This window comes from Sphingobium sp. SYK-6 (genome assembly GCF_000283515.1).
Classification (GTDB): Bacteria; Pseudomonadota; Alphaproteobacteria; order Sphingomonadales; family Sphingomonadaceae; genus Sphingobium; species Sphingobium lignivorans.
The window spans coordinates 1,391,480-1,413,986 of sequence record NC_015976.1 but is presented as its reverse complement, the minus strand read 5'-3'; the positions used below and the strand labels follow the sequence as shown (position 1 = coordinate 1,413,986).

Here is a 22,507-nt window from a genome sequence, read left to right as displayed (position 1 = left end):
GGGCGGCCGGCACTTGAGGTCGGCGGCGACGCCATGTAACCAGCAATCGTTCCTGCAGGCGCGGGAACCCGGGATGACTGCGGCGATCTTCGCCGGCCCGGGCTCCTGCCGATGCAGGCGCAATCGATGAACCCTCTGTCAGGACACTGCCCCATGCTCCCCGTCGTCGCCATTGTCGGCCGGCCGAATGTCGGCAAGTCGACCCTGTTCAACCGCCTTGTCGGCAAGAGGATCGCGCTTGTCGACGATCAGCCGGGCGTGACGCGCGACCGGCGGGAAGGCGATGCCGAGCTGCTGGGCCTGAAGTTCCGCATCGTCGACACGGCCGGCTTCGAGGAGGACGATCCGCAGACCTTGCCGGGCCGCATGCGGGCGCAGACGGAAATGGCGGTGCGCGGGGCCTCCGTCGCCCTGCTGATGATCGACGCGCGCGCGGGCGTCGCGCCGCTCGACGAGCATATCGCCCGCTGGCTGCGCGCCGGTGACACGCCCGTCGTCCTGATGGCCAACAAGGCGGAAGGCTCCGCTGCCGACGCCGGGCTGATGGAAGCCTATGCGCTTGGCTTTGGCGAACCGATCGCCTTCTCCGCCGAGCATGGGCTTGGCCTCGCGGACCTGTTCGAAGCCATTCGCCCCCATGTCGAGCGGGACGAGGACGAGGCGGACGAGGCAGGCGACGACGAGGAAGCCGACGAGAATGCGCCGCTCCAGCTCGCCATCGTCGGCCGTCCCAATGCGGGCAAGTCCACGCTCATCAATCGCATCCTGGGCGAGGACCGGCTGATCACTGGCCCGGAAGCGGGCATCACGCGGGACAGCATTGCCGTCGACTGGACATGGCATGCGCCGGACGGTCGCGTGCGGCCGGTGCGGCTGATCGACACCGCCGGCATGCGCAAGCGCGCCAAGGTGCAGGACAAGCTGGAAAAGCTTTCCGTCTCCGATGCCCTGCGCGCCGTGGACTTCGCGGAAGTCGTGGTGCTGCTGCTCGATGCCACCAAGGGGCTGGAAGCGCAGGATCTCAAGATCGCCGACAAGGTGCTGAGCGAAGGCCGCGCGCTCGTCATCGCGCTCAACAAATGGGACGTCGCCGAGAACGGCTCCTCGCTCTACCAGGGCGTGCGCAAGGCGCTGGATGAAGGGCTTGCGCAGGTACGCGGGGTGCCGCTGCTCACCGTGTCCGGCGCGACCGGAAAGGGCCTCGATGACCTGCTCGGCGCGGCGTTCGACACGCGCAGCCGCTGGTCGCAGCGCGTGCCGACCAGCCTGCTCAACCGCTGGTTCGACTCTGCGCTGGAAGCCAATCCACCGCCTGCGCCGGGCGGCCGGCGCATCAAGCTGCGCTACATCACGCAGGCCCGCATCCGCCCGCCCACGTTCGTGCTGTTCGGCACCCGGCTCGATGAGCTGCCGGAAAGCTACCGGCGCTATCTCGTCAATGGCATCCGGCGGGAGCTGGACTTCTCGGGCGTTCCCATCCGCCTCAACCTGCGCAGCGCGCGCAATCCCTTTGACAACAAGAAGAACTGAGCCGGAGGCCGACGAGGTCGCCGACCCCGCCCGGATCGACACGCGCGGCCTCAAATGCCCCTGGCCGGTGCTGCGCGCCGCGCGTGAGATGCGCCAGCACGAAGCGATCCTGCTGCTCGCCGATGATCCGGTGGCGCTGATCGACGTGCCCGCGCTGGCGCAGGCCCATGGCTGGAGCCTCGAGGTCCGCGAATTGCCGGGCCACGCCGAGTTCCGGATCGGCCGTCCGCGCACCTGACCGGCAGCGTTAAGCCGCCCTTTACTCCACCATGGCCATAATGAAGCCCCCTCCGGGATGCCTTGGGATAGGATGCAGGCCATGTCCTTTCATTATGAGACACCACTGGTAGACCAGTCCGAGCTGGCGCAGGCGCGTGCCGTCATGGGTGCGGGCATGGCGCGCATCCTGGGCTATTTCCGCGAGGATGGCGCGCGGTCCATCCGCGCCATCGAGGAGGCTTTCACGCAGGGTAACGCCGCCGCGATGGTCATTCCGGCGCACACGCTCAAGGGCGAATCGCTCCAGTTCGGCGCGCGACGCCTGGGCGGCATCGCCGAATCGATCGAGCAGACGGCCCGTCGTTGCGTCGAGCAGCGCCTCGCGCCGAGCGAAGTGGGCGGCGAAGTCGCCATGCTGCGCGGCTGCTTCAACGAGACGCTGGCGCTTCTCGAGTCCGCAGCCCCGCCCTCGGGCACCCCGCGCCCCCCTATGCCCGGCGCGGCCGGAACGCGGCCCGTAACCTTCGGCACCGCCCCGCGCACCTTCGGCCGCCGCACCGGCTGAGCACGCCTTCCGCCGCCCCGATTCCGCAGCGTTTCGCGCAGCAACATCCCGGCGCGATGCTGCGCTTTGCCCTTGCCAGCGGCGCAAAAAATAGGCAGTAAGACAAACGAATTTTACGAGAGAAAGTCTGGGAGATGCGCGCGTGAATGACGGCAAGGCCGACCGGCTGGACGAGATCATTGCGAGCCATAGCAGCCGCGAAGGCCCTCTCCTTCCCATCCTGCACGACATCCAGGCCGAGTTCGGTCATGTCAGCGAGGAAGCCAAGCGGCGGATCGCCGGCGCGCTGAATCTCAGCCGCGCCGAAGTGCATGGCGTGGTGAGCTTCTATCATGATTTCCGCAGCGAGCCGGCAGGCAAGCCGGTACTCAAGCTCTGCCGGGCGGAAGCCTGCAAGTCGCGCGGCGTCGAGACGCTCGTAGGCGCGGCGGAGGCTGCAGCGGGCGATCGCGTGGCGGTTGAGACCGTTTACTGCCTCGGCCTGTGCACTGTCGGCCCCAATGCGATGGTCGGCAAGACCGTCCATGCCCGGCTGGACAGCGCGAAGCTGACGGCCCTGATCGGGGAGATGGCGTGATGACGACGGTGCGCATTTCCGATGACGCGCTGGCGATTGCCTGCGGCGCGGACGACGTCGCCGCTGCGTTCGAGAAAGCCGGCGCCGCCGTGGAGCGCGTGTCGAGCTGGGGCATGCACTGGCTGGAACCGCTGGTGGAAGTGAATGGCGTCGGCTTCGGCCCCGTGACGCCGGCCGACGTGCAGGCCATCCTTGATGGCGGCGCGGACGCGCTCTGCGTCGGGCCGGTCGCGGCGCATCCCTTCATTGTCGCGCAGCAGCGCCTGACCTTCGCACGCGCCGGCAAGACGCGCCCGCTCAGCCTCGATGACTATGAGGCGACCGATGGCTGGAAGGGGCTGGGCCGCGCACGCGAGCTGGGCCCGGAAGCGACGATCGAGGAAGTGGTGGCGTCCGGCCTGCGCGGTCGCGGCGGCGCGGGCTTCCCCACCGGCATCAAGTGGCGCACCGTCGCCGCTGCCAGGGCGGATCAGAAATATATCGTCTGCAATGCCGACGAAGGCGACAGCGCGACATTCGCCGATCGCATGATCATGGAGGGCGACCCCTACCAGCTCATCGAGGGCATGGCGATCGCCGGCTTCGCGGTGGGCGCGAGCAAGGGCTATATCTACGTCCGCTCCGAATATCCGCACGCCATCGCCAAGCTTGAGCAGGCGATCCACAAGAGCGCCCACATCATCGCGCCGTTCCATCTGGAAGTGCGCGAGGGCGCCGGCGCCTATGTCTGCGGCGAGGAAACCTCGCTGCTCAACAGCCTGGAAGGCAAGCGCGGCGAAGTGCGCGCCAAGCCGCCGCTGCCCGCGCTGGAGGGCCTGTTCGGCAAGCCCACCGTGGTCAACAATCTCCTGTCGCTCTGCGCGGTGACGCACATCCTGGCGGATGGCGCGACATTCTATGCCGATTACGGGCTCGGCCGCTCGCGCGGGACCATGCCGATCCAGCTCGCGGGCAATGTGAAGCATGGCGGCCTGTTCGAGACGGCCTTCGGCATCTCGCTCGGCACGCTCGTCAACGAGATCGGCGGCGGCACGGCCAGCGGACGCCCGGTGAAGGCGGTGCAGGTCGGCGGCCCGCTCGGCGCCTATATCCACCCCGACCAGTTCGACATTCCCTTCGATTATGAAGCTTATGCCGCTGTCGACGCGCTGATCGGCCATGGCGGCATCTGCGTGTTCGACGATACCGCCGATCTGGCCGGAATGGCCCGCTTCGCCATGGCATTCTGCGCGGTGGAAAGCTGCGGCAAGTGCACGCCCTGCCGCATCGGCTCGACGCGCGGCAAGGAACTGATCGACCGCATCCTCGCCCGTGCGCCGCGCGGACGCGATACGGTGGAGGCTCTCCCCCAGATGCACAATGCGCCGCGCGGCGCCCGCGCGCTGGAAGACGAGATCACGCTGCTCGAGGATCTGTGCGAGACGATGAAGTTCGGCTCGCTCTGCGCGCTCGGCGGCTTCACGCCTTATCCGGTGCTGAGCGCACTGCGTCACTGGCCGGAGGATTTCGGCGTGACCCGCATGGCGGAAGCGGCCGAATGAGCTGCTGCGCCGGCCTGCTCGGTATCGATCGCAGCGCCGTGCTCGGCGCCGTGATCGCTGGCGGCAGGTCGACGCGCTTCGGCAGCGACAAGGCGCTCGCCCGCTTTCAGGGCCGCCCGCTCATCGATCATGCCCTGGACAATCTGGCCGCTCATTGCGGACAGGTCATCGTCTGCGGCCGCACGCATGACGGGGCGTCCGCCGTTCCGGACCAGCCCGCCGCCGGCATGGGCCCGCTCGGTGGCCTGGCCGCCGCGCTGCTCGAAGCGCAGGCGCGTGGCTTGCCGGCCGTGCTGAGCGTGCCGTGCGATGCCATCGACTTGCCGCAAGACCTCTTGAAGCGCCTGTTCCCTTACCCAGCTTATGTGGAGAGCCTGCCGGTCATCGGCCTCTGGCCAGCCGCGGCGGCCGCCGACGCGCTCGCGATACTGGACGGGAACGGAACCCATTCCATGAAGGCCTTCGCATCCCGCATTGGAGCGCGTGCCGTGCAACTGGCGCGCGAACCTGTTAACATAAACACCGCTGCTGACCTCGAGAGAGTTGAACGCCATGGGCTATGAACCGCAAGCCGACTTCGGAACTCCCGCCTCCACATCGGAGAAGCTGGTCACCCTGACCATTGACGGGCGCTCGGTCACCGTGCCCGAGGGCACGAGCGTGATGCGCGCGGCCGCCGAATGCGGCGGCTCCATCCCCAAGCTGTGCGCCACGGACAATGTGAAGAGCTTCGGCTCCTGCCGCCTGTGCCTGGTGGAAGTGGACGGCATGCGCGGCACCCCGGCAAGCTGCACCACGCCCGCCATGGAAGGGATGAACGTCCACACGCAGACTCCACGCCTGCAGAAGCTGCGCAAGGGCGTGATGGAGCTCTACATCTCCGATCACCCGCTCGATTGCCTCACCTGCTCGGACAATGGCGATTGCGAGCTGCAGGACAATGCCGCCGCCGTGGGCCTGCGCGACGTGCGGTACGGCTATGAGGGCGACAGCCATCTCGGTCTCGCGACCGACGAGTCCAATCCCTATTTCGATTTCGATCCGTCCAAGTGCATCGTCTGCTCGCGCTGCGTGCGCGCCTGTGACGAGGTGCAGGGCACGTTCGCCCTGACCATCGAGGGCCGGGGCTTCGGCTCCATGGTGTCCGCCGGCGTTGCCAGCGACGATTTCCTCTCCTCCGAGTGCGTCTCCTGCGGCGCCTGCGTGCAGGCCTGCCCCACCGGCACGCTGCAGGAAAAGACGATGCGCGAGATCGGCAAGCCCGAGCGCGCCGTCGTCACCACCTGCGCTTATTGCGGCGTGGGCTGCACGTTCCGCGCCGAGATGCGCGGCGAACAGCTCGTGCGCATGGTTCCCTGGAAGGACGGCAAGGCCAATCGCGGCCACAGCTGCGTCAAGGGCCGCTTCGCCTGGGGCTATGCCAACCATCAGGACCGCATCACCGAGCCGATGATCCGCAAGTCCGTGGACGATCCCTGGCAAGTGGTGAGCTGGGAAGAAGCGATCAGCTATGCCGCGTCCGAGCTCAAGCGCATCAAGGCCGAGCATGGCGCCCGCGCGCTGGGCGGCATCACTTCCTCGCGCTGCACCAATGAGGAGACGTTCCTCGTCCAGAAGCTGATCCGTGCCGGCTTCGGCGCGAACAATGTGGATACCTGCGCGCGCGTCTGCCACTCGCCGACCGGTTATGGCCTGAAGACCACCTTCGGCACGTCCGCCGGCACGCAGGATTTCGACAGCGTGATGGACAGCGACGTGATCCTGATCATCGGTGCCAACCCGACGGACGGCCACCCGGTGTTCGCGAGCCGCATGAAGCGCCGGCTGCGTCAGGGCGCCAGGCTGATCGTTATCGATCCCCGCCGCACCGACATGGTCAAGTCGCCACATATCGAGGCGCAGCACCATCTCGCGCTGCAGCCCGGCACCAACGTCGCCGTGCTCACCGCCATGGCGCATGTGATCGTGACCGAAGGCCTGGCCGACGAAGCGTTCATCCGCGAGCGCTGCGACTGGGACGAGTATCAGGACTGGGCGGCCTTTGTTTCGCAGGAGCGCAACAGCCCCGAGGTTCTGGAGCCGGTCACCCGCGTGCCCGCCGAGGAACTGCGCGGCGCGGCTCGCCTGTTCGCGACCGGCGGCAATGGCGCCATCTATTATGGCCTTGGCGTCACGGAGCACAGCCAGGGCAGCTCGACCGTGATGGCGATTGCCAACCTCGCCATGGTGACCGGCAATATCGGCCGCCGCGGCGTGGGTGTGAACCCGCTGCGCGGCCAGAACAATGTGCAGGGCGCCTGCGACATGGGCAGCTTCCCGCACGAGCTCTCGGGCTATCGCCACATCAGCGATGAAGAGACGCGCAAGCTTTTCGAAGCGGATTGGGGCGTCACGCTCGATTCCGAGCCGGGCCTGCGCATCCCCAACATGCTGGATGCCGCACTCGATGGCTCGTTCCGCGCGATTTACATTCAGGGCGAGGATATTCTCCAGTCCGACCCCAACACCGTGCACGTCGCGGCTGGCCTCAAGGCCATGGAATGCGTCATCGTTCAGGACCTCTTCCTGAACGAAACGGCGAACTACGCGCACATCTTCCTGCCCGGCTCCACCTTCCTCGAGAAGGACGGCACCTTCACCAATGCCGAGCGGCGCATTCAGCCGGTCCGCAAGGTGATGGAACCCGCCAACGGCTATGCCGACTGGGAAGTCACGCAGTTGCTCGCCAATGCGCTCGATCTGGGCTGGACCTACACCCATCCTAGCGAGATCCTCGCCGAGATCGCGCGTCTTACCCCGTCCTTCGCGGGTGTTTCCTGGGCGCGTCTGGAGCGCGAGGGATCGCTGCAATGGCCGGTCAAGGACGACACGCATGAAGGCTCGCCGATCATGCACGTCGATGGCTTCGTGCGCGGCAAGGGCAAGTTCGTCGTCACCGATTATGTGCCGACCGACGAGAAGACCGGCCCGCGCTTCCCGCTGCTGCTCACCACCGGGCGCATCCTCAGCCAGTATAATGTCGGCGCGCAGACCCGGCGCACCGGCAACACGGCCTGGCACCCCGAGGATCTGCTGGAAATCCACCCGACCGATGCCGAGAATCGCGGCCTCAAGGATGGCGACTGGGTGAAGCTCTCCAGCCGCACCGGCGAGACGACGCTGCGGGCGACGATCACGGAGCGCGTTGCGCCAGGCGTGGTTTACACCACCTTCCACCACCCCGCGACGCAAGCCAATGTCGTCACCACCGAATATTCGGACTGGGCCACCAACTGCCCCGAATACAAGGTGACGGCCGTGCAGATCACGCCGTCCAATGGCCCGACCGACTGGCAGGAGGATTACAACAGCTGGTCCGAGCGCTCACGGCGGATCGTGGCCAGCCTCACGGCTGAAGCAGCGGAGTAAGGCGAGATGGAACCCAGCCGCCTCATCTACATGGCGAACCAGATCGCGCGGAACTTTGAAGCGTTGGGCCACGATCAGGCGGCCATGGCCACTGCCGATCATATCAAGATGTATTGGGACCCGCGGATGCTCGCGGGCATCAAGGCTGTCGACCCGGCCGACCTGTCGCCGCTCGCCGCGCGCGCCATCGCCATGGTGGACGGGCCGGTGCCGCACATGACGCGGGCCACCGAATTCGCGAGCGCGGATGAGAACGATCCTGGCTATAACGACGCCGGCTGACCTCGTCGCCCTTCGGCCGGACGGGTCCAGCCGCCACGTCAAACGGCCGTTCGCGCCGGAGATTCCGGTCGCGCTCGAATATAACGGCCTTTCCTATGCCGTGATGATGGCGAGTCCCAGCGATCTGGAGGATTTCGTCACCGGCTTCGCACTGACCGAAGGGCTGGCGCCCACCGCCACAGACGTCACCGGCATCGACCTTGCCGAGACGGACAAGGGCTGGATCGCGCGCGCCACCATCACTTCGCTGGCTCTGGAGACGCTGCAGGCCCGCGTGCGCTCGCGCGTCGCCGAATCAAGCTGCGGCCTGTGCGGCATCGACAATCTGGAAGCGATCGCCAAGCCCCTGCCCCCCGTGCCGCCGCACGCGCCGATCGCCCCGGCCGCCATCTTCCGCGCGCTGGAGGCGCTTCGCGACCATCAGCCCGGCAACCGCGCGACGGGCGGCATGCATGCCGCTGCCTTCGTGGCGCCGGACGGCGCGATCGTGGCGGTGCGCGAGGATGTCGGGCGGCACAATGCGCTGGACAAGCTGGTCGGCGCCATGGCGCGCGCAGGCCAGCCGATGGCGGAGGGCTTCATCCTCTCCACCGCGCGGTGCAGTTACGAGATCGTCGAGAAAAGCGTGCGCGCCGGCGCGACCATGCTCGTCACCATTTCCGTGCCGACCAGCATGGCGGCGGCGCGGGCGCAGGCGGCGGGCCTCAGCCTCTATGCGCTGGCCCGGCCGGACGAAGTGCTGCGCGTCACCGCAGGGCACTGATCGCCATTCCATCCGGGACGACGCCCCCGGCACTGCAGCCGCCCGAAGAACCTCCGACGACCGGCAGCGCCGGACAGGCGTGTTACTTGCCGGCAGCCGTAACAGCCGCCGCCGCGTCGCCATCCCGCATCGGCAGGAACAGCAGCATGAACACGGCCATGACCGAACCCAGGCTCATGATGACCGACACTGTCAGCAATTGCTCCTTGCCCAGCGCATCGAACAGGAAGCCGGCGATAATCGGCGATCCCGCCGCGCCCGCCCGGCCGATGCCCAGCACGAAGCCGGTGCCCGTCGCGCGCGCATAAGCGGGGAAGCCGCGCGCGAAGGCGGCGTAATAACCCACGATCGCGGCATTGAGGAAGAACATCGACAGGAAGCCGGCAAAGCGCCACGCGGCAAGATCGCCATGCCCGCTGCCGAACCAGGCGACCGCGCAGACGCCCAGCAGCAGCATCGCGATGGTCGGGCCCTTGATGTCCCACTTCTTGAGCAGGAAGCCGAACAGCGCGCCCCCGATGGCACCGCCGACATTCGCCCAGGTGAGCGTGCTGGCGGCCTGCGCCTGCGTGAAGCCGGAGTCCGCGACGATCTGCACGGCGAACTTCAGGACGTAATAGAAAGTCAGCGTGTGGAACATGTAGCCGAACGCAAGCAGCCAGGTCACCGAGCGCAGGCCGGGACGGGACAGGATGTCCGTCACCTTGGGCTGCGGGCCTTCGAGCTTCAGCGGCGGCAATGCCTCGATGGTGCGCTGGCGCAGCGTGCGCAGCGAGCGATTGATCTTCTCGACCGCGCCTTCCGGCCTGCGGGCCGCGTAGAAGGCCGGCGTCTCGGGCACCAGCAGGAAGACGAGCGGGATCATCACGGCCGTGACCACCGCGCCGAACATGAAGACCGCGCGCCAGTCATAATCGACCAGCAGCCAGCTCTGCGCCGCGAAGCCGCCGATCACGCCGCCGAGCGGATAGCCGATGACGTAGAGCGCCATCGCCACGCTGCGCGATGCCTTGCTGGTCGATTCGGCGACGACCGCGTTGGTCGCGGCCAGCATGCCACCGATGCCGAGGCCGGTGATGAAGCGCCAGACCGTCAGGGTCCACACATCGCCCGCCGCATGGGCCATGTACATGCCGATGGCCATGACGAAGAGGCAAAGCAGCATGGCCAGCTTGCGGCCCGCCTTGTCGGCCAGCCCGCCCAGCAGCACCGAGCCGAAGCCCATGCCGACCAGCTCGGCGGAAAGCACGACGCCCAGTTCAGAGCGGGGAATGCCCCATTCCTGCGAGATGCCGGGTGCCGCGAACGCGCTCGACAGGACGTCGAAGCCGTCCAGCGCGTTGAGCAAGATCATCAGCACCACGACGATCCATTGCCGGACCGACATGGGCGAATCGTTGATGATCTCACGTGGATCCGTTGCGGACATACCCCTTCATCCCCTCCCCGAGTGCGCTGCCTCGTTTCCGGGCAACCAACGCCCCGAATCTATTCGTGGATACGGCGCAACAGCTCAATGAGCAACGTTGCTTCGCGCTTGGTGAAGCGGGATTTCAGCCAATATTCGTGCGCGTCGATGCAGCGGCGCGCCTCGAGGAGCGCCGCGTGCCCGTCATCGGTCAGCGTCAGCGTCTGCCGGCGCCGGTCGAGCGTCGATGCGCCGCGCACCAGCAGGCCCCGCGCTTCCAGCCGATTCACGATCGCCATGGTCGTCGCGCGGTCCATCTGCAGGCGCCGCCCGATGTCGGCCTGGGCGATGTGCGGATGATCGTCGATCAGCCAGAGGACCGACACCATCTTCTGGGTGAGGCCCAGCTCGCTGAAGGTTTCCGTGAAGTGACGGTAGGTCGCGCCGTGCGCGAGGCGGATATGGAAGCCGATGATGTCGTCGATCGCGCCGACGCCCTGGTCCTCGATCGTCGCGGCGCGCGCGGGACGAGCTTGCGCGTCGTCCGCGCATTCAAGGCCGGCGGCCTGAACCAGATGCTGTCTATCTCTTGCTTCCAACTCTCTTTCCCCCAAGACTCGCCGCAGCCTCCTTGACCCGAAGCCGAAATTTGTCGATTTCGTAAGCGTAGCATACAATTACTTGCGAGAGGAGCAAGCCATGGCACATTTTCCCGACACCCCTGCCTTCACCGGCTTCAACGCCCCTTCGCGCATCGAGTGCGACATTCCGAACCTGGTGCATGAGGGCACGATCCCGCCGGAGCTGAACGGCGCCTTCTTCCGTGTCCAGCCGGACCCGCAATTCCCGCCGCGGCTGGGCGACGACATCAGCTTCAACGGCGACGGCATGATCACGCGCTTCCACATCCACGATGGACAGTGCGACATCAAGCAGCGCTGGGCGAAGACGAACAAGTGGAAGCTGGAGAACGCCGCCGGCAAGGCCCTGTTCGGCTCCTATCGCAATCCGCTGACCGATGACGAGTCCGTCAAGGGCGAGTATCGCTCCACCGCGAACACCAATGCCTTCGTCTTCGCCGGCAAGCTCTGGGCGATGAAGGAGGACAGCCCCTCGCTGACCATGGACCCGGCGACGATGGAGACTTTCGGCTTCGAGAAGTTCGGCGGCAAGATGACCGGCCAGACCTTCACAGCCCATCCCAAGGTCGATCCGCTCACCGGCAACATGGTCGCCATCGGTTATGCGGCCAGCGGCCTGTGCACGGACGATGTGTGCCTCTATGAAATCTCCCCGGACGGCGAGCTGATCTACGAGGCGTGGTTCAAGGTCCCCTATTACTGCATGATGCATGATTTCGGCGTGACGAAGGACTATCTGGTCCTGCACATCGTGCCGAGCATCGGCAGCTGGGACCGGCTGGAGAAGGGCCTGCCGCACTTCGGCTTCGACACCACCCTGCCGGTCTATCTCGGCATCATTCCGCGCCGCGCGGACCTCAAGCAGGAGGACATCCGCTGGTTCAAGCGGGAGAACTGCTTCGCCAGCCATGTGATGAATGCCTTCCAGGAAGGCACGAAAGTCCATGTCGACGTGCCCGAGGCGGAGAACAACATGTTCCCCTTCTTCCCGGACGTCCACGGCGCGCCGTTCAATCCGCAGCAGGCAATGAGCCGGCTCACCCGCTGGACGGTGGACATGGCATCCAACAGCGACGAGTTCGACAGCGTCACGCGCCTCACCGAGACGGCGGGCGAGTTCCCGCGCATCGATGATCGCATGACCGGCCTGCCTTATCGCTACGGCTGGATGCTGGAAATGGACATGAAGCGCCCGGTGGAACTCAAGGGCGGCAGCGCGGGCGGCTTCCTGATGAACTGCCTGTTCCTCAAGGATCACCAGACCGGCGCCGAGCAGCATTGGTGGTGCGGCCCCACTTCCTCGCTGCAGGAGCCCGCCTTCATCCCGCGCAGCAAGGATGCGCCGGAAGGCGATGGCTGGATCGTACAGGTCTGCAATCGCCTGGCCGACCACAAGAGCGACCTGCTGATCTTCGAGGCACTGGACATCGAGAAAGGCCCGGTCGCGACGGTTCACCTGCCCTTCGCGCTGCGCTTCGGTCTGCACGGCAACTGGGCCAATGCCGAGGAGATCGGCCTCGCCGCCTGAGATCCGGGCATCGAAACCGAACAACCGCCGCGCGGGCGCCTGACGTCCGCGCGGCCATATCGTCGATCAAGGGAGAGAAGCCATGATTCCAGCCGGCGCCGTGATTCCCGGCCTCGAGTTCGTCTATGAGGCCGAGGGCGATCTCGATCCGCCCATTCCCATCGGCGAGACCGTCGATGGCACGCGGCGGATCATCCCCATCCGCGCCGGGGGGCGCGTGGAAGGACCGCTGATCCGTGGCCGGCTGGTCGGCGGGGCGTCGGACTGGCAGCTCACCCGCGGCGACGGCGTGACGGTGGCGGACGCGATCTACGCGCTCCACACCGATGACGACGTCGTCATCCAGATCCGCAATCGTGGCCTGCGCCATGGCCCGCCCGAGGTGATGGCGCGGCTGGGCGCCGGTGAGGACGTCGACCCGGCGGACTATTATTTCCGCACCGTGCCCGAGTTCATCGCACCGATCGGCAAATATGACTGGATGAACCGCAGCATCTTCCTGTGCTCCGGCGCGCGCTACAAGGCGGGCATCAAGCTGTGGGTGTGGCGCGTGACCTGAGGACGCCGGGCGCCCGTCCGGAGGGCATCACATACGCGCAATCCCGCACGCTGCCCGTCACGACGCCCAGCCCGTTGCAAAGCGCTACCGAAGCGCCCATCTTCCTCCAATGACCAAGCTTTCCTTCCTGGACCTCGTCAATGTCGTCGAGGGCGAAACCAGTGCCGATGCCATCCGCCGCGTCGGCCCGCTCGCCGCCCATGCCGAGGCGCATGGCTATCATCGCTACTGGATCGCCGAGCATCACGGGATGGAAGGCGTGGCCGCCGCCGCCACCTCGCTCATCATTGCCGAGGCCGGCCGCGCGACCAGCCGCATGCGCATCGGCTCGGGCGGCATCATGCTGCCCAATCATTCCCCGCTCGTCATTGCCGAGCAGTTCGGCACGCTCGACGCGCTCTTTCCGGGCCGGGTGGATCTCGGCCTTGGCCGCGCGCCCGGCGCGGACAGCCGCGTCGCTCGCGCGCTGCGGCGCGACTTCATGACCGAGGCGGAGAAATTTCCCCGCAATGTCGTGGAGCTGCGCGCGCACTTCACCGGCGACCCGGATCTTGGCGTCCTGGCGGTGCCGGGGCGCGGCGCGGACATCGAGATGTGGATTCTCGGCTCCAGCCTGTTCGGCGCGCAACTCGCCGCCGCGCTCGGCATGCCTTATGCCTTCGCGTCCCATTTCGCGCCCGACCAGCTCGATGAAGCGCTGATGATCTATCGGCGGGACTTCCGCCCTTCCGCCCGGCTGCGCGAGCCTTATGCCGCCGCGGCGCTGAGCGCCGTCGCCGCCGACACCACGGCCGAAGCCGAATATATCGCCAGTTCGATGATGCAGAATTTCGTGGCGCTGCGCACCGGTCGACCGGGCAAGCTGCCACCGCCGGTCGAGAATTATGTCGCCAGCCTGCCGCCCTCGGCGAGCGCGATGCTGGGCCATGTCCTGCAATGCAGCGCCTTCGGGTCGGTGGAGGATGTCGCGCGGGGTCTCGCCCGCTTCATCGCGCGCACGCAGGTGGACGAAGTGATCGTCCACAGCCCGGCTTTCGATCCCGATGCCCGGCTGAAGTCCGTGGCGCTCATCGCCGACGCCTTCCGCGCGGTCGAGGCGGGGCAGACGACCGCGCCGGCCTGAGTTCGGCACGCACAGGCGGGGCAGGAGCGCGGGCGGCATGCACCCGCGCCGCTCCGGTCAGGCGGGCGCCAGTTCCTTCGCGTCCTGCAGGATCATCTCCGATCCCTTCTCCCCGATCATGATCGAGGCGGCATTGGTATTGCCGGAGACGATCTTCGGCATGACCGAGGCATCAATGACGCGCAGGCCTTCGATGCCGTGGACGCGCAGGCGCGCATCCACCACCGCCTTGGGGTCAGAGCCCATGCGGCACGTGCCCACGGCATGATAGAGCGTGCCGCCCGCGACCTGCGCATAATGGAACATCTGGTCGTCCGTCTCGCCGAAGGGATCGGGCCCGGCCAGATATTTGTTGATCGCCGGCTGCTGCCAGATGTGTCGGATGATCTTGAGCTGCGTCACCGCCATCTGCTGGTCGATCGGGTCGGCAAGATAATTGGGCGTGATCTTCGGCGCGTCCAGGCCGTCGGGCGTGCGGGCATGGATCGAGCCGCGCGATTCCGGGCGAAGCTGGCAGGGGTTGGACGCGAGCCCCGGCTCCTTCTCCAGCGCGAGCTGCTGCTTCGCGTTGAGCACTTCGAGGTCCATGGAGGCCGCCATGGTGTGGATCTGGATGTCCGGCGTCTCCAGCCCCTCGCGCGAGCGCAGGAACGTGCAGCCATGGGCCACGGCGTAGGACAGCAGCCCCTTGCGCGTGAAGCCATATTTGAAGATCTGGCCGACCAGCGGCAGGCCGCTCGCCATGGAGTTGACCGACGGCGTGCCCGGCTTGAGCCGCGCCTGGCAACCGATCATGTAATGGTCCTGCAGGTTCTCGCCGACGCCCGGCAGCTCATGGACGAGCGGCACGCCCAGCGACTGGACGAGCGCCCCCTGCCCCACGCCCGAGATCTCGAGCAGCTTGGGGCTTTCCACCGCACCTGCTGCGAGGATCACTTCCCGCCGGACCATCACCCGGCGCATGCGATCATGCTGGCGGAACTCGATGCCCACGGCACGCTTGCCCTCGAACAGGATGCGCGTGGTCATGGCGCGCAGCTCGACCGTCAGGTTCGGGCGATCCATCACCGGATGGAGGAAGCCCACCGCCGCCGAGCAGCGCCGGCCGTTGCGGGCCGTCATCTGGAACCAGCTCGTGCCTTCCTGGTCGCCGTCGTTGAGGTCGTCCTTGTAGCCATAGCCCGCCTGGACGCAGGCATCGATCAGCGCCTTGCTGACCGGGTGCTGCTCGGGGAAATCGGAGACGGAGAGGCCGCCGCCGGTGCCGTGCCCCTCGATGGCGCCGCGCTGCTGATCTTCGCTCTTCTTGAAATAGGGCAGCACATCATCCCAGGCCCAGCCTTCATTGCCCATCTGGCGCCAGCCGTCATAGTCGGCGGACTGGCCGCGCACGTAGAGCAGGCCGTTCAGCGAGGAGGAGCCGCCCAGCACCTTGCCCTTGGGCCATTTGTGCGGACGACCGCCCGAGCCCTCGTCCACTTCGGTTTCGTAGAGCCAGTTGACCTTGGGATCGTTGAGTGTCTTGCCGAAGCCGATCGGGATGTGGATCATCAGGTTGGAGCGGAACTGGCTCAGCTCGCGCGTGGGACGATCGTCGCCGCCCGCCTCCAGCACCACCACTTCGGTGTGCCGATCCGCCGAGAGCCGGTTGGCGAGCACGCAGCCCGCGCTTCCGGCCCCGACAATCACATAGTCGACCGTTCTGACATCAACCATTGGCCTGTCTTTCCTCTCACCCCGCGCGCACGATTTGGCTGTGCGCTGCATTGACTCCATCGGCCGCTACAAGGCGGTCTTTTTCGAACAAAGTCAACCAGAGGATCGCGCAGGCCGGCCGGGCCGGGTCAGACGGGTTCGCCGCCCGCCCGCGCCCGCTCGAGCTTCAGCCCCTCGTCCTTGCGGATCCGGAACACCAGCACCAGCAGCAGGATGACGATGGGGATCGCGACCCAGTTCACGCTGAGGATCGCGGTGCGCAGGTCGCCGCCCGTGGCATCGGACACCATGCCCACCAGATAGGGCCCCATGCCGAGGCCGAAGATGGTCGAGATGATGAGATAGGTGCTCGCCGTGATGCCGCGCATGCGGGGCAGGACAAGGCCGTAGAGCAATGAATAGAGCGGCGGCATCCAGCAGGTGAGGATCACGCTGTAGAGCACGAAGCGGGTATAGAAGCCGGTGGTGTCGGCTGCATGATAGGTCCAGATGCCCACAAGCGGCGAGACGCCGAGCGCGAACAGCGTCAGATAGACTCGCCCGGTGGCAGGCATCGACTTGTCGAACCAGTCGGCCAGCGGACCCGCCAGCATGGGGCCAACGATACCCACGACCAGCGAGAGCATGCCGAAGGTGACGCCGGTCTCGGCCGGCGACGTGCCGTAGGTCTGCATGATGAAGGTCGGCGTGAAGCCCATCACGCCGTAATTGATGATCGTCTGCATCGTGCCGACCGCGATGGCGATGAGCAGCGAGGGCGATCCCACGGTGAGCTTGTAGGTTGGCGGATCGACCAGCGCGAAGCCCTGCAGCAGATTGAAGATCACGATCATGCCGAAGCCCATCACGCCCCACTGGAGGACATGGGGATTGATCGCCGCACCGCCGAAGTTGAGCGAGGGGCGCGGCGAAAAGGCCGAGGTCACCTGCACGATCAGCGTCATGAGCAGGATGACGCCGAGAATGAAGACGAGGTTTGCCGACCAGTGGCGGGCCGGGGCGCGGCGCGTGCCGAGGGCAAGAAGATGCGGCCCCGGCGTCACCGATCCGAGCAGCGCGAAGCTTGCCCGGAACGGCGCCGGATCAGGCCGCGAGACGATGCCGTCCATGGTGCCGCGCTGCGGCTCCCGCAGACCCCAGAGCAGGATCGCGAGGATCAGGCCGGGCACCGCCGCAACCATGAAGGCGAACTGCCAGCCGGAGAAGCCGAGCGGCGCGGCGCCGCCGGCATAGCGATTGTCCCACCATTCGGCCGCCACGCCGCCCAGCACATTGGACAGGCCGAGGCCGACCGCGATGGCCGAGGCGATGACGCCCATGACGAGGCCGCGCCGGCGCGGCGGGAAATAGTCGAACAGCAGCGAGGTGCCGGCCGGCGCCGTCGCCCCTTCGCCGATGCCGACCCCGAGGCGGGAAATCGCCAGCATGGCAAAGCCGTTGGCGAAGGCGGCCATGCCGCTCGCCACGGACCAGAAGGCAATGGCGACGGCTAGGATCCGCGTGCGGATCCAGCCGTCCGCGAGGCGCCCGAGCGGCAGTGAGAACAAGGCGTAGAACAACGCGAAGACGGTGCCGTAAAGCAGTCCCATCTCCGCGTCGCCGATCGCCAGGTCCGCCTTGATGCGCGGCGCCAGGATCGCAAGGATATTGCGATCCAGGAGCGACAGGGCGTTGGTCAGGCCGACCAGCGCCAGCGCATACCAGGCCGTCCCGGTTACCCGGGCCGCCGCGGGCGCGTCGCTCACAGTTTGAACACTCGCTCGGCGTTGGTCTGCATCAGCTTCTTCTTCTGGGCGAAGGGGATGGCGAGGTTGTCGTGCACGCGCACCTCGTCCGCCACATATTCATAGGGATAGTCCATGGCATACATCACCCGGTCCTCGCCGAGCTGTTCCATGCACAGCTTGATGGTGGGCTCGCTGGCCATGCCGCTGGTGGTCACCAGCACATTGTTGCGCATGTAGTGGAACATGTCGTGCTGCAGGGGCTTCAGGCGCTCGTAGCGCTGCGAGCGCACGCCAGCCTTGTGCATGTAGTCCACGCGGAACAGCCAGTTCGGGATGGCCTCGCCGCCATGGCCGACGACCACCTGAAGGTTCGGATAGCGGTCGAACACGCCGGTGGTGAGCAGGCGCAGCAGATGATAGCCCGTTTCCACGCCGAAGCCGAAGATGGCGCCATCGAGCCCGGCTTCCACCATGCCGGCGATCATGCCGTCCGGCGGGGACTGCGGGTGGATGTAGAGCGGCAGGTCCTGTTCGGCGCAGGCGCGCAGAATGGGGTCGAACTGCGGCTCGTCCAGATACTGGCCCTTGGTGTGGCTGTTGACCATCACGCCCCGGAAGCCCAGCTCCTCCTTGCCGCGACGGATTTCCGCCACGGACCATGCCGGGTCCTGCGGGACGATCGAGATCATGCCGTAGTAGCGCGTGGGGTAGCGCTCGCACGCAGCCTTGAGCACGTCATTGGCTTCGCTTACCAGCGCCTTGGCCTCGTCCGCCTCAAAGACCTGGCCGCCGGGCGAGGTCATGGAGAGGATCGCGACGTCGATGCCGGTCTCGTCCATGGCCTGCAGGCGCAGGTCGTCGAGATCGACGAGCCGGTCGCGGATCCACTGCGAGCGCTCCGAAGGCGACGTGCCGTAAAAGCCCCAGAGCGACGTCGTCGCCTTGTCGGCCCGTCCCTCGCGCACGAGCTTGAGATAAGCGTCGAGCTGCGCGGGCGTGGCGAAGGCTTCCTCCGTGGCGATCCTGAGATATCCCCGGTCGCCACCGGTGTTGAGTGCGTGGGTCATGTCTTTCTCCTGCAACCCCTGAGTTCACTGGTCTGCCCGGGCAGAGCCGGCCCTGCCCCTGCAAGGCGGCCTGGCCTCTCCGGCCCGGGCAGCGTTTCCTGAATGGAAAGCCGGGCCTTAGCCCTCGTGCACCGCCTTGGTGACGAGGCAGGCCTGCACGCCTTCCGGGCCGTCCTCATGGCCGTGACCCGACCATTTGACACCGCCGAAGGGCGAATCCGCGCCGCCGATGGCAACGCTGTTGATGCCGAGCATGCCGGTTTCGACCTCGCGGGCGATGCGGCGCTGCATCTTCACGTCGTTGGTCCAGCTATAGGCGGCGAGACCGTAAGGCAGGCGATTGGCTTCCGCGATCATCTCGTCCGCCGTACGGTAGGGATTGATGAGCGCGACGGGGCCGAACGGCTCCTCGTTCATGATCTCGGCGTCCAGCGGAACGTCGCTCAGCACGGACGGCGCGTAGAAGAAGCCCTGGTTGCCGATTCGCTCGCCACCGGCATTGAGCGTCGCCCCGGCATCGACGGCGCTGCCGATCAGGCGTTCCATCGCGTCCGGACGGCGGGCATTGGCCATCGGGCCCATCTGGATGCCGTCCTCGAGGCCGTTGCCGACCCGCAGTGCCTTCGCGCGCTCGGCAAAGCCGTCGCGGAAAGTCTCGTAGACATCCTCCTGCACGATGAAGCGCGTGGGGGAGACGCAGACCTGCCCGGCATTGCGATATTTGTGCCCGACCATCACCTCGAGGACGCGGTCGACGTCGACATCGTTGAAGACGAGCACTGGGCCGTGGCCGCCAAGCTCCATCGTCGTGCGCTTGAGGTCGTCGGCGGCGAGCTTCGCGAGATGCTTGCCGACCACCGTCGATCCGGTGAAGCTGAGCTTGCGGATGACGGGCGAGGCCAGCAGATAGCGCGACACTTCGTCCGGGACGCCGAACACGGCCTGCGCCACGTCGCTGGGCAGGCCCGCATCCAGCAGGCACTGAAGCACGCCAAGCGCGGACGCGGGCGTTTCTTCGGCCGACTTCATGATGACCGAGCAGCCCGCCGCGATCGGGGCGCCGAGCTTGCGGCCCGGATTGCCGAGCGGGAAGTTCCAGGGGGAAAAGGCCGCGACGGGACCGACGGGCTCATAAGTGACGGTCGAGCGGGTGCCGGCCGGACGCACGAGCGCGCGCCCATAAAGGCGGAACACCTCGCCCGCGTAGAAATTGAACAGGCCGGCGACCATCATCACTTCGATGCGGGATTCCGCCAGCGTCTTGCCCTGCTCCATGGTGGCGATGCGCGCCAGCGTCTCCTGCCGCTCCATGAGCAGCCGCGCCGCGCCGGAGAGGACGGCGGCCCGCTCCTGCGGCGTGCTGTTGCGCCAGCGCTGGAAGCCGCGCTGCGCCGTTTCGAGCGCCCGGTCGAGATCGGCAGTGTCGGCGAGCGGCAATTCGCCCAGCGTCTCGCCCGTGGCGGGGTTGACGATGGTCTGCGTGCGGCGGTCGCCGCCAGTGACGGCCTCACCGTCGATAATCATGTGAAGGGACGGATAGGCGGTCATGGCAATCCTCTTCCAGAACTCAGCGTGCTCCGCGAGGAGGCCGCAGCACGCGCCGCGGCCTCCGGGAGCCGGACATGCCCGAGGGCATGTATGATCCTTTCGGGAAGAGATGGTGAGTCGTCAACTCCCCTTGGCTGTTTCCGCGGTTTGCGCGGCAATTGCCGCCTCGGCTGCCTCCAGTCGCTCGATCTCCGCGCGATAGGGCTTGCAGGCGCGCCACATGCTGATCGTGGCGAGCGGGAGCAGCACCAGCGCGGTGATGAAGATGGCCTGCCAGAGCCGCGCTTCATCCCCCACGACATATTGCGCGACCGCGCCGATGACGAAGCTGCCCATCGCACCGAAGAAGGTGAACATGAACAGATAGAAGGCCGTCACCTGCCCGCGCATCGCCTGCGGTGCGACCCGCTGGATCGCCGCGTTCTGCGCCGGCGCGCCGGCCAGGCCGAACATGGTGGCGATCGCCATGGCGCCCATGGCCAGCTCGCCGCTCGGCATCAGCGGCGCGGCGAGCGTGCAGACCGTCACCGCCGTGAAGCAGATGGCCGCCGTGCGGACATTGGCGTCCTTGTGCCGGCGCGCGAACCAGGAGACCATGACGCCGCCCAGCACGAGCCCCACGAGCTGCGCGACCAGCAGCATGGGCGCAAGCACCTGCCCGATCCGCGCCTCGTCCAGCCCGTAGGTGCGCACCAGGAAAGGCACGCGCCAGAAGCCGATGCCCTGGCTTTCCGTCGCGCTGAGCGCGAGCGCGAAGAACAGCGGATAATAGACCACGCCCTTGGCGCGGATGCCCTTGAGCGCATCGAAGCCCATGAAGGTGAGCACCTTGCGGCCCAGCGGCACCGCTTCCGGCACCACCACCGCCTCGACCGGCGCGAGGCGACGGCCGGGTTCCTTGATGAACAGGAAGAGCAGCGCTGCCGGAAAGGACAGCAGGCCAAGGCCGATGAGGATCCACTGCCAGCCGAAGATGCGCAGGCCCATCACCTGGCTCGGTTCCCAGTGCGATGTCGCCGCGATCATCATGCCGCCGAAGAACACGCCGAGCGTGGTCCCGCCGATGAAGCCGAGCTGCAGCAGGGCGAAGGAAATGGGGATGCGCTTGGGCCGGAACATGTCGACGATGAGGGAATAGGAGCCGGGCGCATGGGCCGATCCGCCCGCGCCGAGCAGCATGCGCGCCGCGATGAACTGGCCGAAATTCTGCGCAAGGCCGCTCAGCATCGTCACGCCGCCCGTCACCGCGGCACTGATCGCGAGGATGATCCGGCGGGGATAGAGATCGACGAGGCGCGCCAGCGGAATGCCGACGAAGACGTAGAAGATGATGCTGGCGGGCCCGCCCAGGATGCCGAGCTGCGTATCGGACAGGCCGAAGTCGATCTTGATGCGCTCGGCCAGCATGCCGAACACCGTGCTGTCGAAGAAACTCAGGAATGTCGCGATGATGATGACCGTGAGGCCATAATAAGCGGCTGGCGCGGACGGCCAGCTATGCGCTTGCGTACCTTCCTTCGGCGCCCCCTGCCCCGTGACGGGTGCAATTGCCATATGATCTCCTCTTCCCAGAATGCGGACAGTCGCCGGGTCTTCTCCCCCGGTGCCGTCCGCCCCCGTGGTTTCCAACGTCGCGTTGATTTTGTCCAGCACTTTGCAGGTGCCGGTTTTCTGTGCTTTACGGGCATGGTGTAAGGCGCGCGCAAAGCCCGGTCATTTCATCTGGCGGCACGCATCGACAACAGGGGAGGCCCAGCGAATGATCACCGGAACCGGCCAGCAACAGGATGCGGGCGATGCCTATGCCGCCGATCGCGCGGCGATCATGCAGCTCGAGGCGGAGTATCTGATGGCGCTCGACTGGGGCGATGCGGAATCCTACGCGGCCCTGTTCGCGCCCGAAGGCCGGCTCGAATGGGCGCGGGGCACAGCCGTCGGCCCCGAGGCGATCTACCGCGAGATCGGCATCTACAAGGAAGCCATCAAGCAATATTATGGCGACGACGGCTCGGGCAAACCCGTCGTGCTGCGCCACTTCATCACCAATCAGGCGATTTATGTGCATGGCGACACCGCGAAGGGCGTCATCTACTGGTTCGAGGTGGCCAATAATGGCCCCGGCCACAGCCCCGCCATCGGCAGCTACGGCCATTACGAGGACTCCATGCGCAAGGTCGACGGCGCATGGAAGTTCGTCAGCCGCAAGATCTTCAACGAGCAGCTCCCCGATCGCGGCGCAGGCCCGGAAAACCCGGCCCGCGCGGCCCGCCTCCCCTGAAGCGGCGCTTCGCCGTGCGGCGGGGAA

20 protein-coding genes are annotated in these 22,507 nt (G+C 66.8%); 13 read left to right on the top strand and 7 right to left on the bottom strand.

From position 1 onward, the window contains the following. Positions 1-153: 153 nt before the first annotated feature. From der to fdhD, 9 genes are all read left to right on the top strand, one after another. Positions 154-1,530 carry a ribosome biogenesis GTPase Der gene (gene der / locus SLG_RS06360; RefSeq protein WP_014075623.1) on the top strand — a complete coding sequence of 459 codons (1,377 nt, stop codon included), beginning with the start codon at positions 154-156 and terminating at the stop codon, positions 1,528-1,530. Then, positions 1,511-1,768: a sulfurtransferase TusA family protein gene (locus SLG_RS20300; protein ID WP_051003706.1), complete on the top strand. Its 258-nt coding sequence runs from the start codon at positions 1,511-1,513 to the stop codon at positions 1,766-1,768. Before der ends, SLG_RS20300 begins: the two co-directional genes overlap by 20 nt. 81 nt (positions 1,769-1,849) lie before the next feature. Next, a complete protein-coding gene (locus SLG_RS06350) occupies positions 1,850-2,314 on the top strand; it encodes an Hpt domain-containing protein (protein WP_014075621.1) in 465 nt (154 codons plus the stop codon). Between the two features lie 142 nt (positions 2,315-2,456). Continuing rightward, positions 2,457-2,891, top strand: coding sequence for an NADH-quinone oxidoreductase subunit E (locus SLG_RS06345; protein ID WP_014075620.1), 435 nt, complete (start codon positions 2,457-2,459; stop codon positions 2,889-2,891). Next, positions 2,891-4,432: an NADH-ubiquinone oxidoreductase-F iron-sulfur binding region domain-containing protein gene (locus SLG_RS06340; RefSeq protein ID WP_014075619.1), complete on the top strand. Its 1,542-nt coding sequence runs from the start codon at positions 2,891-2,893 to the stop codon at positions 4,430-4,432. The genes SLG_RS06345 and SLG_RS06340 overlap by 1 nt, the downstream gene beginning before the upstream one ends. Further along, positions 4,429-4,995, top strand: a complete 567-nt coding sequence (mobA, locus tag SLG_RS06335) for a molybdenum cofactor guanylyltransferase (RefSeq protein ID WP_014075618.1) — start codon at positions 4,429-4,431, stop codon at positions 4,993-4,995. The genes SLG_RS06340 and mobA overlap by 4 nt, the downstream gene beginning before the upstream one ends. Next, positions 4,985-7,840: a formate dehydrogenase subunit alpha gene (gene fdhF, locus SLG_RS06330; protein ID WP_014075617.1), complete on the top strand. Its 2,856-nt coding sequence runs from the start codon at positions 4,985-4,987 to the stop codon at positions 7,838-7,840. The genes mobA and fdhF overlap by 11 nt, the downstream gene beginning before the upstream one ends. Positions 7,841-7,870: 30 nt before the next feature. Beyond that, positions 7,871-8,122 (top strand): formate dehydrogenase subunit delta, encoded by a 252-nt coding sequence (locus SLG_RS06325; protein ID WP_197535680.1) that lies wholly within the window; start codon positions 7,871-7,873, stop codon positions 8,120-8,122. Beyond that, the gene (gene fdhD, locus SLG_RS06320) at positions 8,088-8,885 is read left to right on the top strand and encodes a formate dehydrogenase accessory sulfurtransferase FdhD (protein WP_014075615.1); all 798 of its coding nucleotides are present in this window, start codon (positions 8,088-8,090) and stop codon (positions 8,883-8,885) included. Before SLG_RS06325 ends, fdhD begins: the two co-directional genes overlap by 35 nt. Before the next feature lie 82 nt (positions 8,886-8,967). Here fdhD and SLG_RS06315 read toward each other — a convergent pair whose 3' ends face one another. Next, the gene (locus SLG_RS06315; protein ID WP_014075614.1) at positions 8,968-10,314 is read right to left on the bottom strand and encodes an MFS transporter; all 1,347 of its coding nucleotides are present in this window, start codon (positions 10,312-10,314) and stop codon (positions 8,968-8,970) included. Positions 10,315-10,373: 59 nt separating this feature from the next. Beyond that, a complete protein-coding gene (locus SLG_RS06310) occupies positions 10,374-10,892 on the bottom strand; it encodes a MarR family winged helix-turn-helix transcriptional regulator (protein WP_014075613.1) in 519 nt (172 codons plus the stop codon). A 100-nt stretch (positions 10,893-10,992) separates the two neighbouring features. On the opposite strand from SLG_RS06310, the gene SLG_RS06305 reads away from it, so the two are divergent. The 3 genes from SLG_RS06305 to SLG_RS06295 all read left to right on the top strand — a co-directional run bounded on the left by SLG_RS06305 (position 10,993) and on the right by SLG_RS06295 (position 14,144). Continuing rightward, positions 10,993-12,462, top strand: coding sequence for a carotenoid oxygenase family protein (locus tag SLG_RS06305; RefSeq protein WP_014075612.1), 1,470 nt, complete (start codon positions 10,993-10,995; stop codon positions 12,460-12,462). An 82-nt stretch (positions 12,463-12,544) separates the two neighbouring features. Then, positions 12,545-13,021, top strand: a complete 477-nt coding sequence (locus SLG_RS06300; RefSeq protein WP_014075611.1) for a DUF3237 domain-containing protein — start codon at positions 12,545-12,547, stop codon at positions 13,019-13,021. A gap of 109 nt (positions 13,022-13,130) precedes the next feature. Continuing rightward, positions 13,131-14,144, top strand: a complete 1,014-nt coding sequence (locus SLG_RS06295; RefSeq protein ID WP_014075610.1) for an LLM class flavin-dependent oxidoreductase — start codon at positions 13,131-13,133, stop codon at positions 14,142-14,144. 57 nt (positions 14,145-14,201) lie between these two features. Here the strand turns inward: SLG_RS06295 and SLG_RS06290 are convergent, their stop codons facing one another. The 5 genes from SLG_RS06290 to SLG_RS06270 all read right to left on the bottom strand — a co-directional run bounded on the left by SLG_RS06290 (position 14,202) and on the right by SLG_RS06270 (position 21,756). Next, positions 14,202-15,860 (bottom strand): GMC family oxidoreductase, encoded by a 1,659-nt coding sequence (locus SLG_RS06290; protein ID WP_014075609.1) that lies wholly within the window; start codon positions 15,858-15,860, stop codon positions 14,202-14,204. A 128-nt stretch (positions 15,861-15,988) separates the two neighbouring features. After that, entirely contained in the window at positions 15,989-17,605 is a 1,617-nt protein-coding gene (locus SLG_RS06285; protein WP_014075608.1) for an MFS transporter, read from the bottom strand. Next, positions 17,602-18,654: an amidohydrolase family protein gene (locus SLG_RS06280; RefSeq protein WP_014075607.1), complete on the bottom strand. Its 1,053-nt coding sequence runs from the start codon at positions 18,652-18,654 to the stop codon at positions 17,602-17,604. The genes SLG_RS06285 and SLG_RS06280 overlap by 4 nt, the downstream gene beginning before the upstream one ends. 117 nt (positions 18,655-18,771) lie before the next feature. Beyond that, positions 18,772-20,202: an NAD-dependent succinate-semialdehyde dehydrogenase gene (locus tag SLG_RS06275; RefSeq protein ID WP_014075606.1), complete on the bottom strand. Its 1,431-nt coding sequence runs from the start codon at positions 20,200-20,202 to the stop codon at positions 18,772-18,774. A 120-nt stretch (positions 20,203-20,322) separates the two neighbouring features. Further along, positions 20,323-21,756: an MFS transporter gene (locus SLG_RS06270; RefSeq protein WP_014075605.1), complete on the bottom strand. Its 1,434-nt coding sequence runs from the start codon at positions 21,754-21,756 to the stop codon at positions 20,323-20,325. Positions 21,757-21,961: 205 nt separating this feature from the next. On the opposite strand from SLG_RS06270, the gene SLG_RS06265 reads away from it, so the two are divergent. Further along, complete coding sequence (locus SLG_RS06265) at positions 21,962-22,480, top strand: nuclear transport factor 2 family protein (protein ID WP_014075604.1); 519 nt, start codon at positions 21,962-21,964, stop codon at positions 22,478-22,480. Positions 22,481-22,507: the final 27 nt, after the last annotated feature.

Bases quoted from the DNA above. Each gene is read 5' to 3' on its own strand.
- SLG_RS06325 (WP_197535680.1), top strand. From the start codon at position 7,871: ATGGCGAACCAGATCGCGCGGAACTTTGAAGCGTTGGGCCACGATCAG.
- SLG_RS06295 (WP_014075610.1), top strand. From the start codon at position 13,131: ATGACCAAGCTTTCCTTCCTGGACCTCGTCAATGTCGTCGAGGGCGAA.
- SLG_RS06280 (WP_014075607.1), bottom strand. From the start codon at position 18,654: ATGACCCACGCACTCAACACCGGTGGCGACCGGGGATATCTCAGGATC.
- SLG_RS06265 (WP_014075604.1), top strand. From the start codon at position 21,962: ATGATCACCGGAACCGGCCAGCAACAGGATGCGGGCGATGCCTATGCC.
- fdhF (WP_014075617.1), top strand. From the start codon at position 4,985: ATGGGCTATGAACCGCAAGCCGACTTCGGAACTCCCGCCTCCACATCG.
- fdhD (WP_014075615.1), top strand. From the start codon at position 8,088: ATGAGAACGATCCTGGCTATAACGACGCCGGCTGACCTCGTCGCCCTT.
- mobA (WP_014075618.1), top strand. From the start codon at position 4,429: ATGAGCTGCTGCGCCGGCCTGCTCGGTATCGATCGCAGCGCCGTGCTC.
- SLG_RS06350 (WP_014075621.1), top strand. From the start codon at position 1,850: ATGTCCTTTCATTATGAGACACCACTGGTAGACCAGTCCGAGCTGGCG.
- SLG_RS06315 (WP_014075614.1), bottom strand. From the start codon at position 10,314: ATGTCCGCAACGGATCCACGTGAGATCATCAACGATTCGCCCATGTCG.
- SLG_RS06270 (WP_014075605.1), bottom strand. From the start codon at position 21,756: ATGGCAATTGCACCCGTCACGGGGCAGGGGGCGCCGAAGGAAGGTACG.
- SLG_RS06275 (WP_014075606.1), bottom strand. From the start codon at position 20,202: ATGACCGCCTATCCGTCCCTTCACATGATTATCGACGGTGAGGCCGTC.
- SLG_RS06290 (WP_014075609.1), bottom strand. From the start codon at position 15,860: ATGGTTGATGTCAGAACGGTCGACTATGTGATTGTCGGGGCCGGAAGC.
- der (WP_014075623.1), top strand. From the start codon at position 154: ATGCTCCCCGTCGTCGCCATTGTCGGCCGGCCGAATGTCGGCAAGTCG.
- SLG_RS06300 (WP_014075611.1), top strand. From the start codon at position 12,545: ATGATTCCAGCCGGCGCCGTGATTCCCGGCCTCGAGTTCGTCTATGAG.
- SLG_RS06305 (WP_014075612.1), top strand. From the start codon at position 10,993: ATGGCACATTTTCCCGACACCCCTGCCTTCACCGGCTTCAACGCCCCT.
- SLG_RS06340 (WP_014075619.1), top strand. From the start codon at position 2,891: ATGACGACGGTGCGCATTTCCGATGACGCGCTGGCGATTGCCTGCGGC.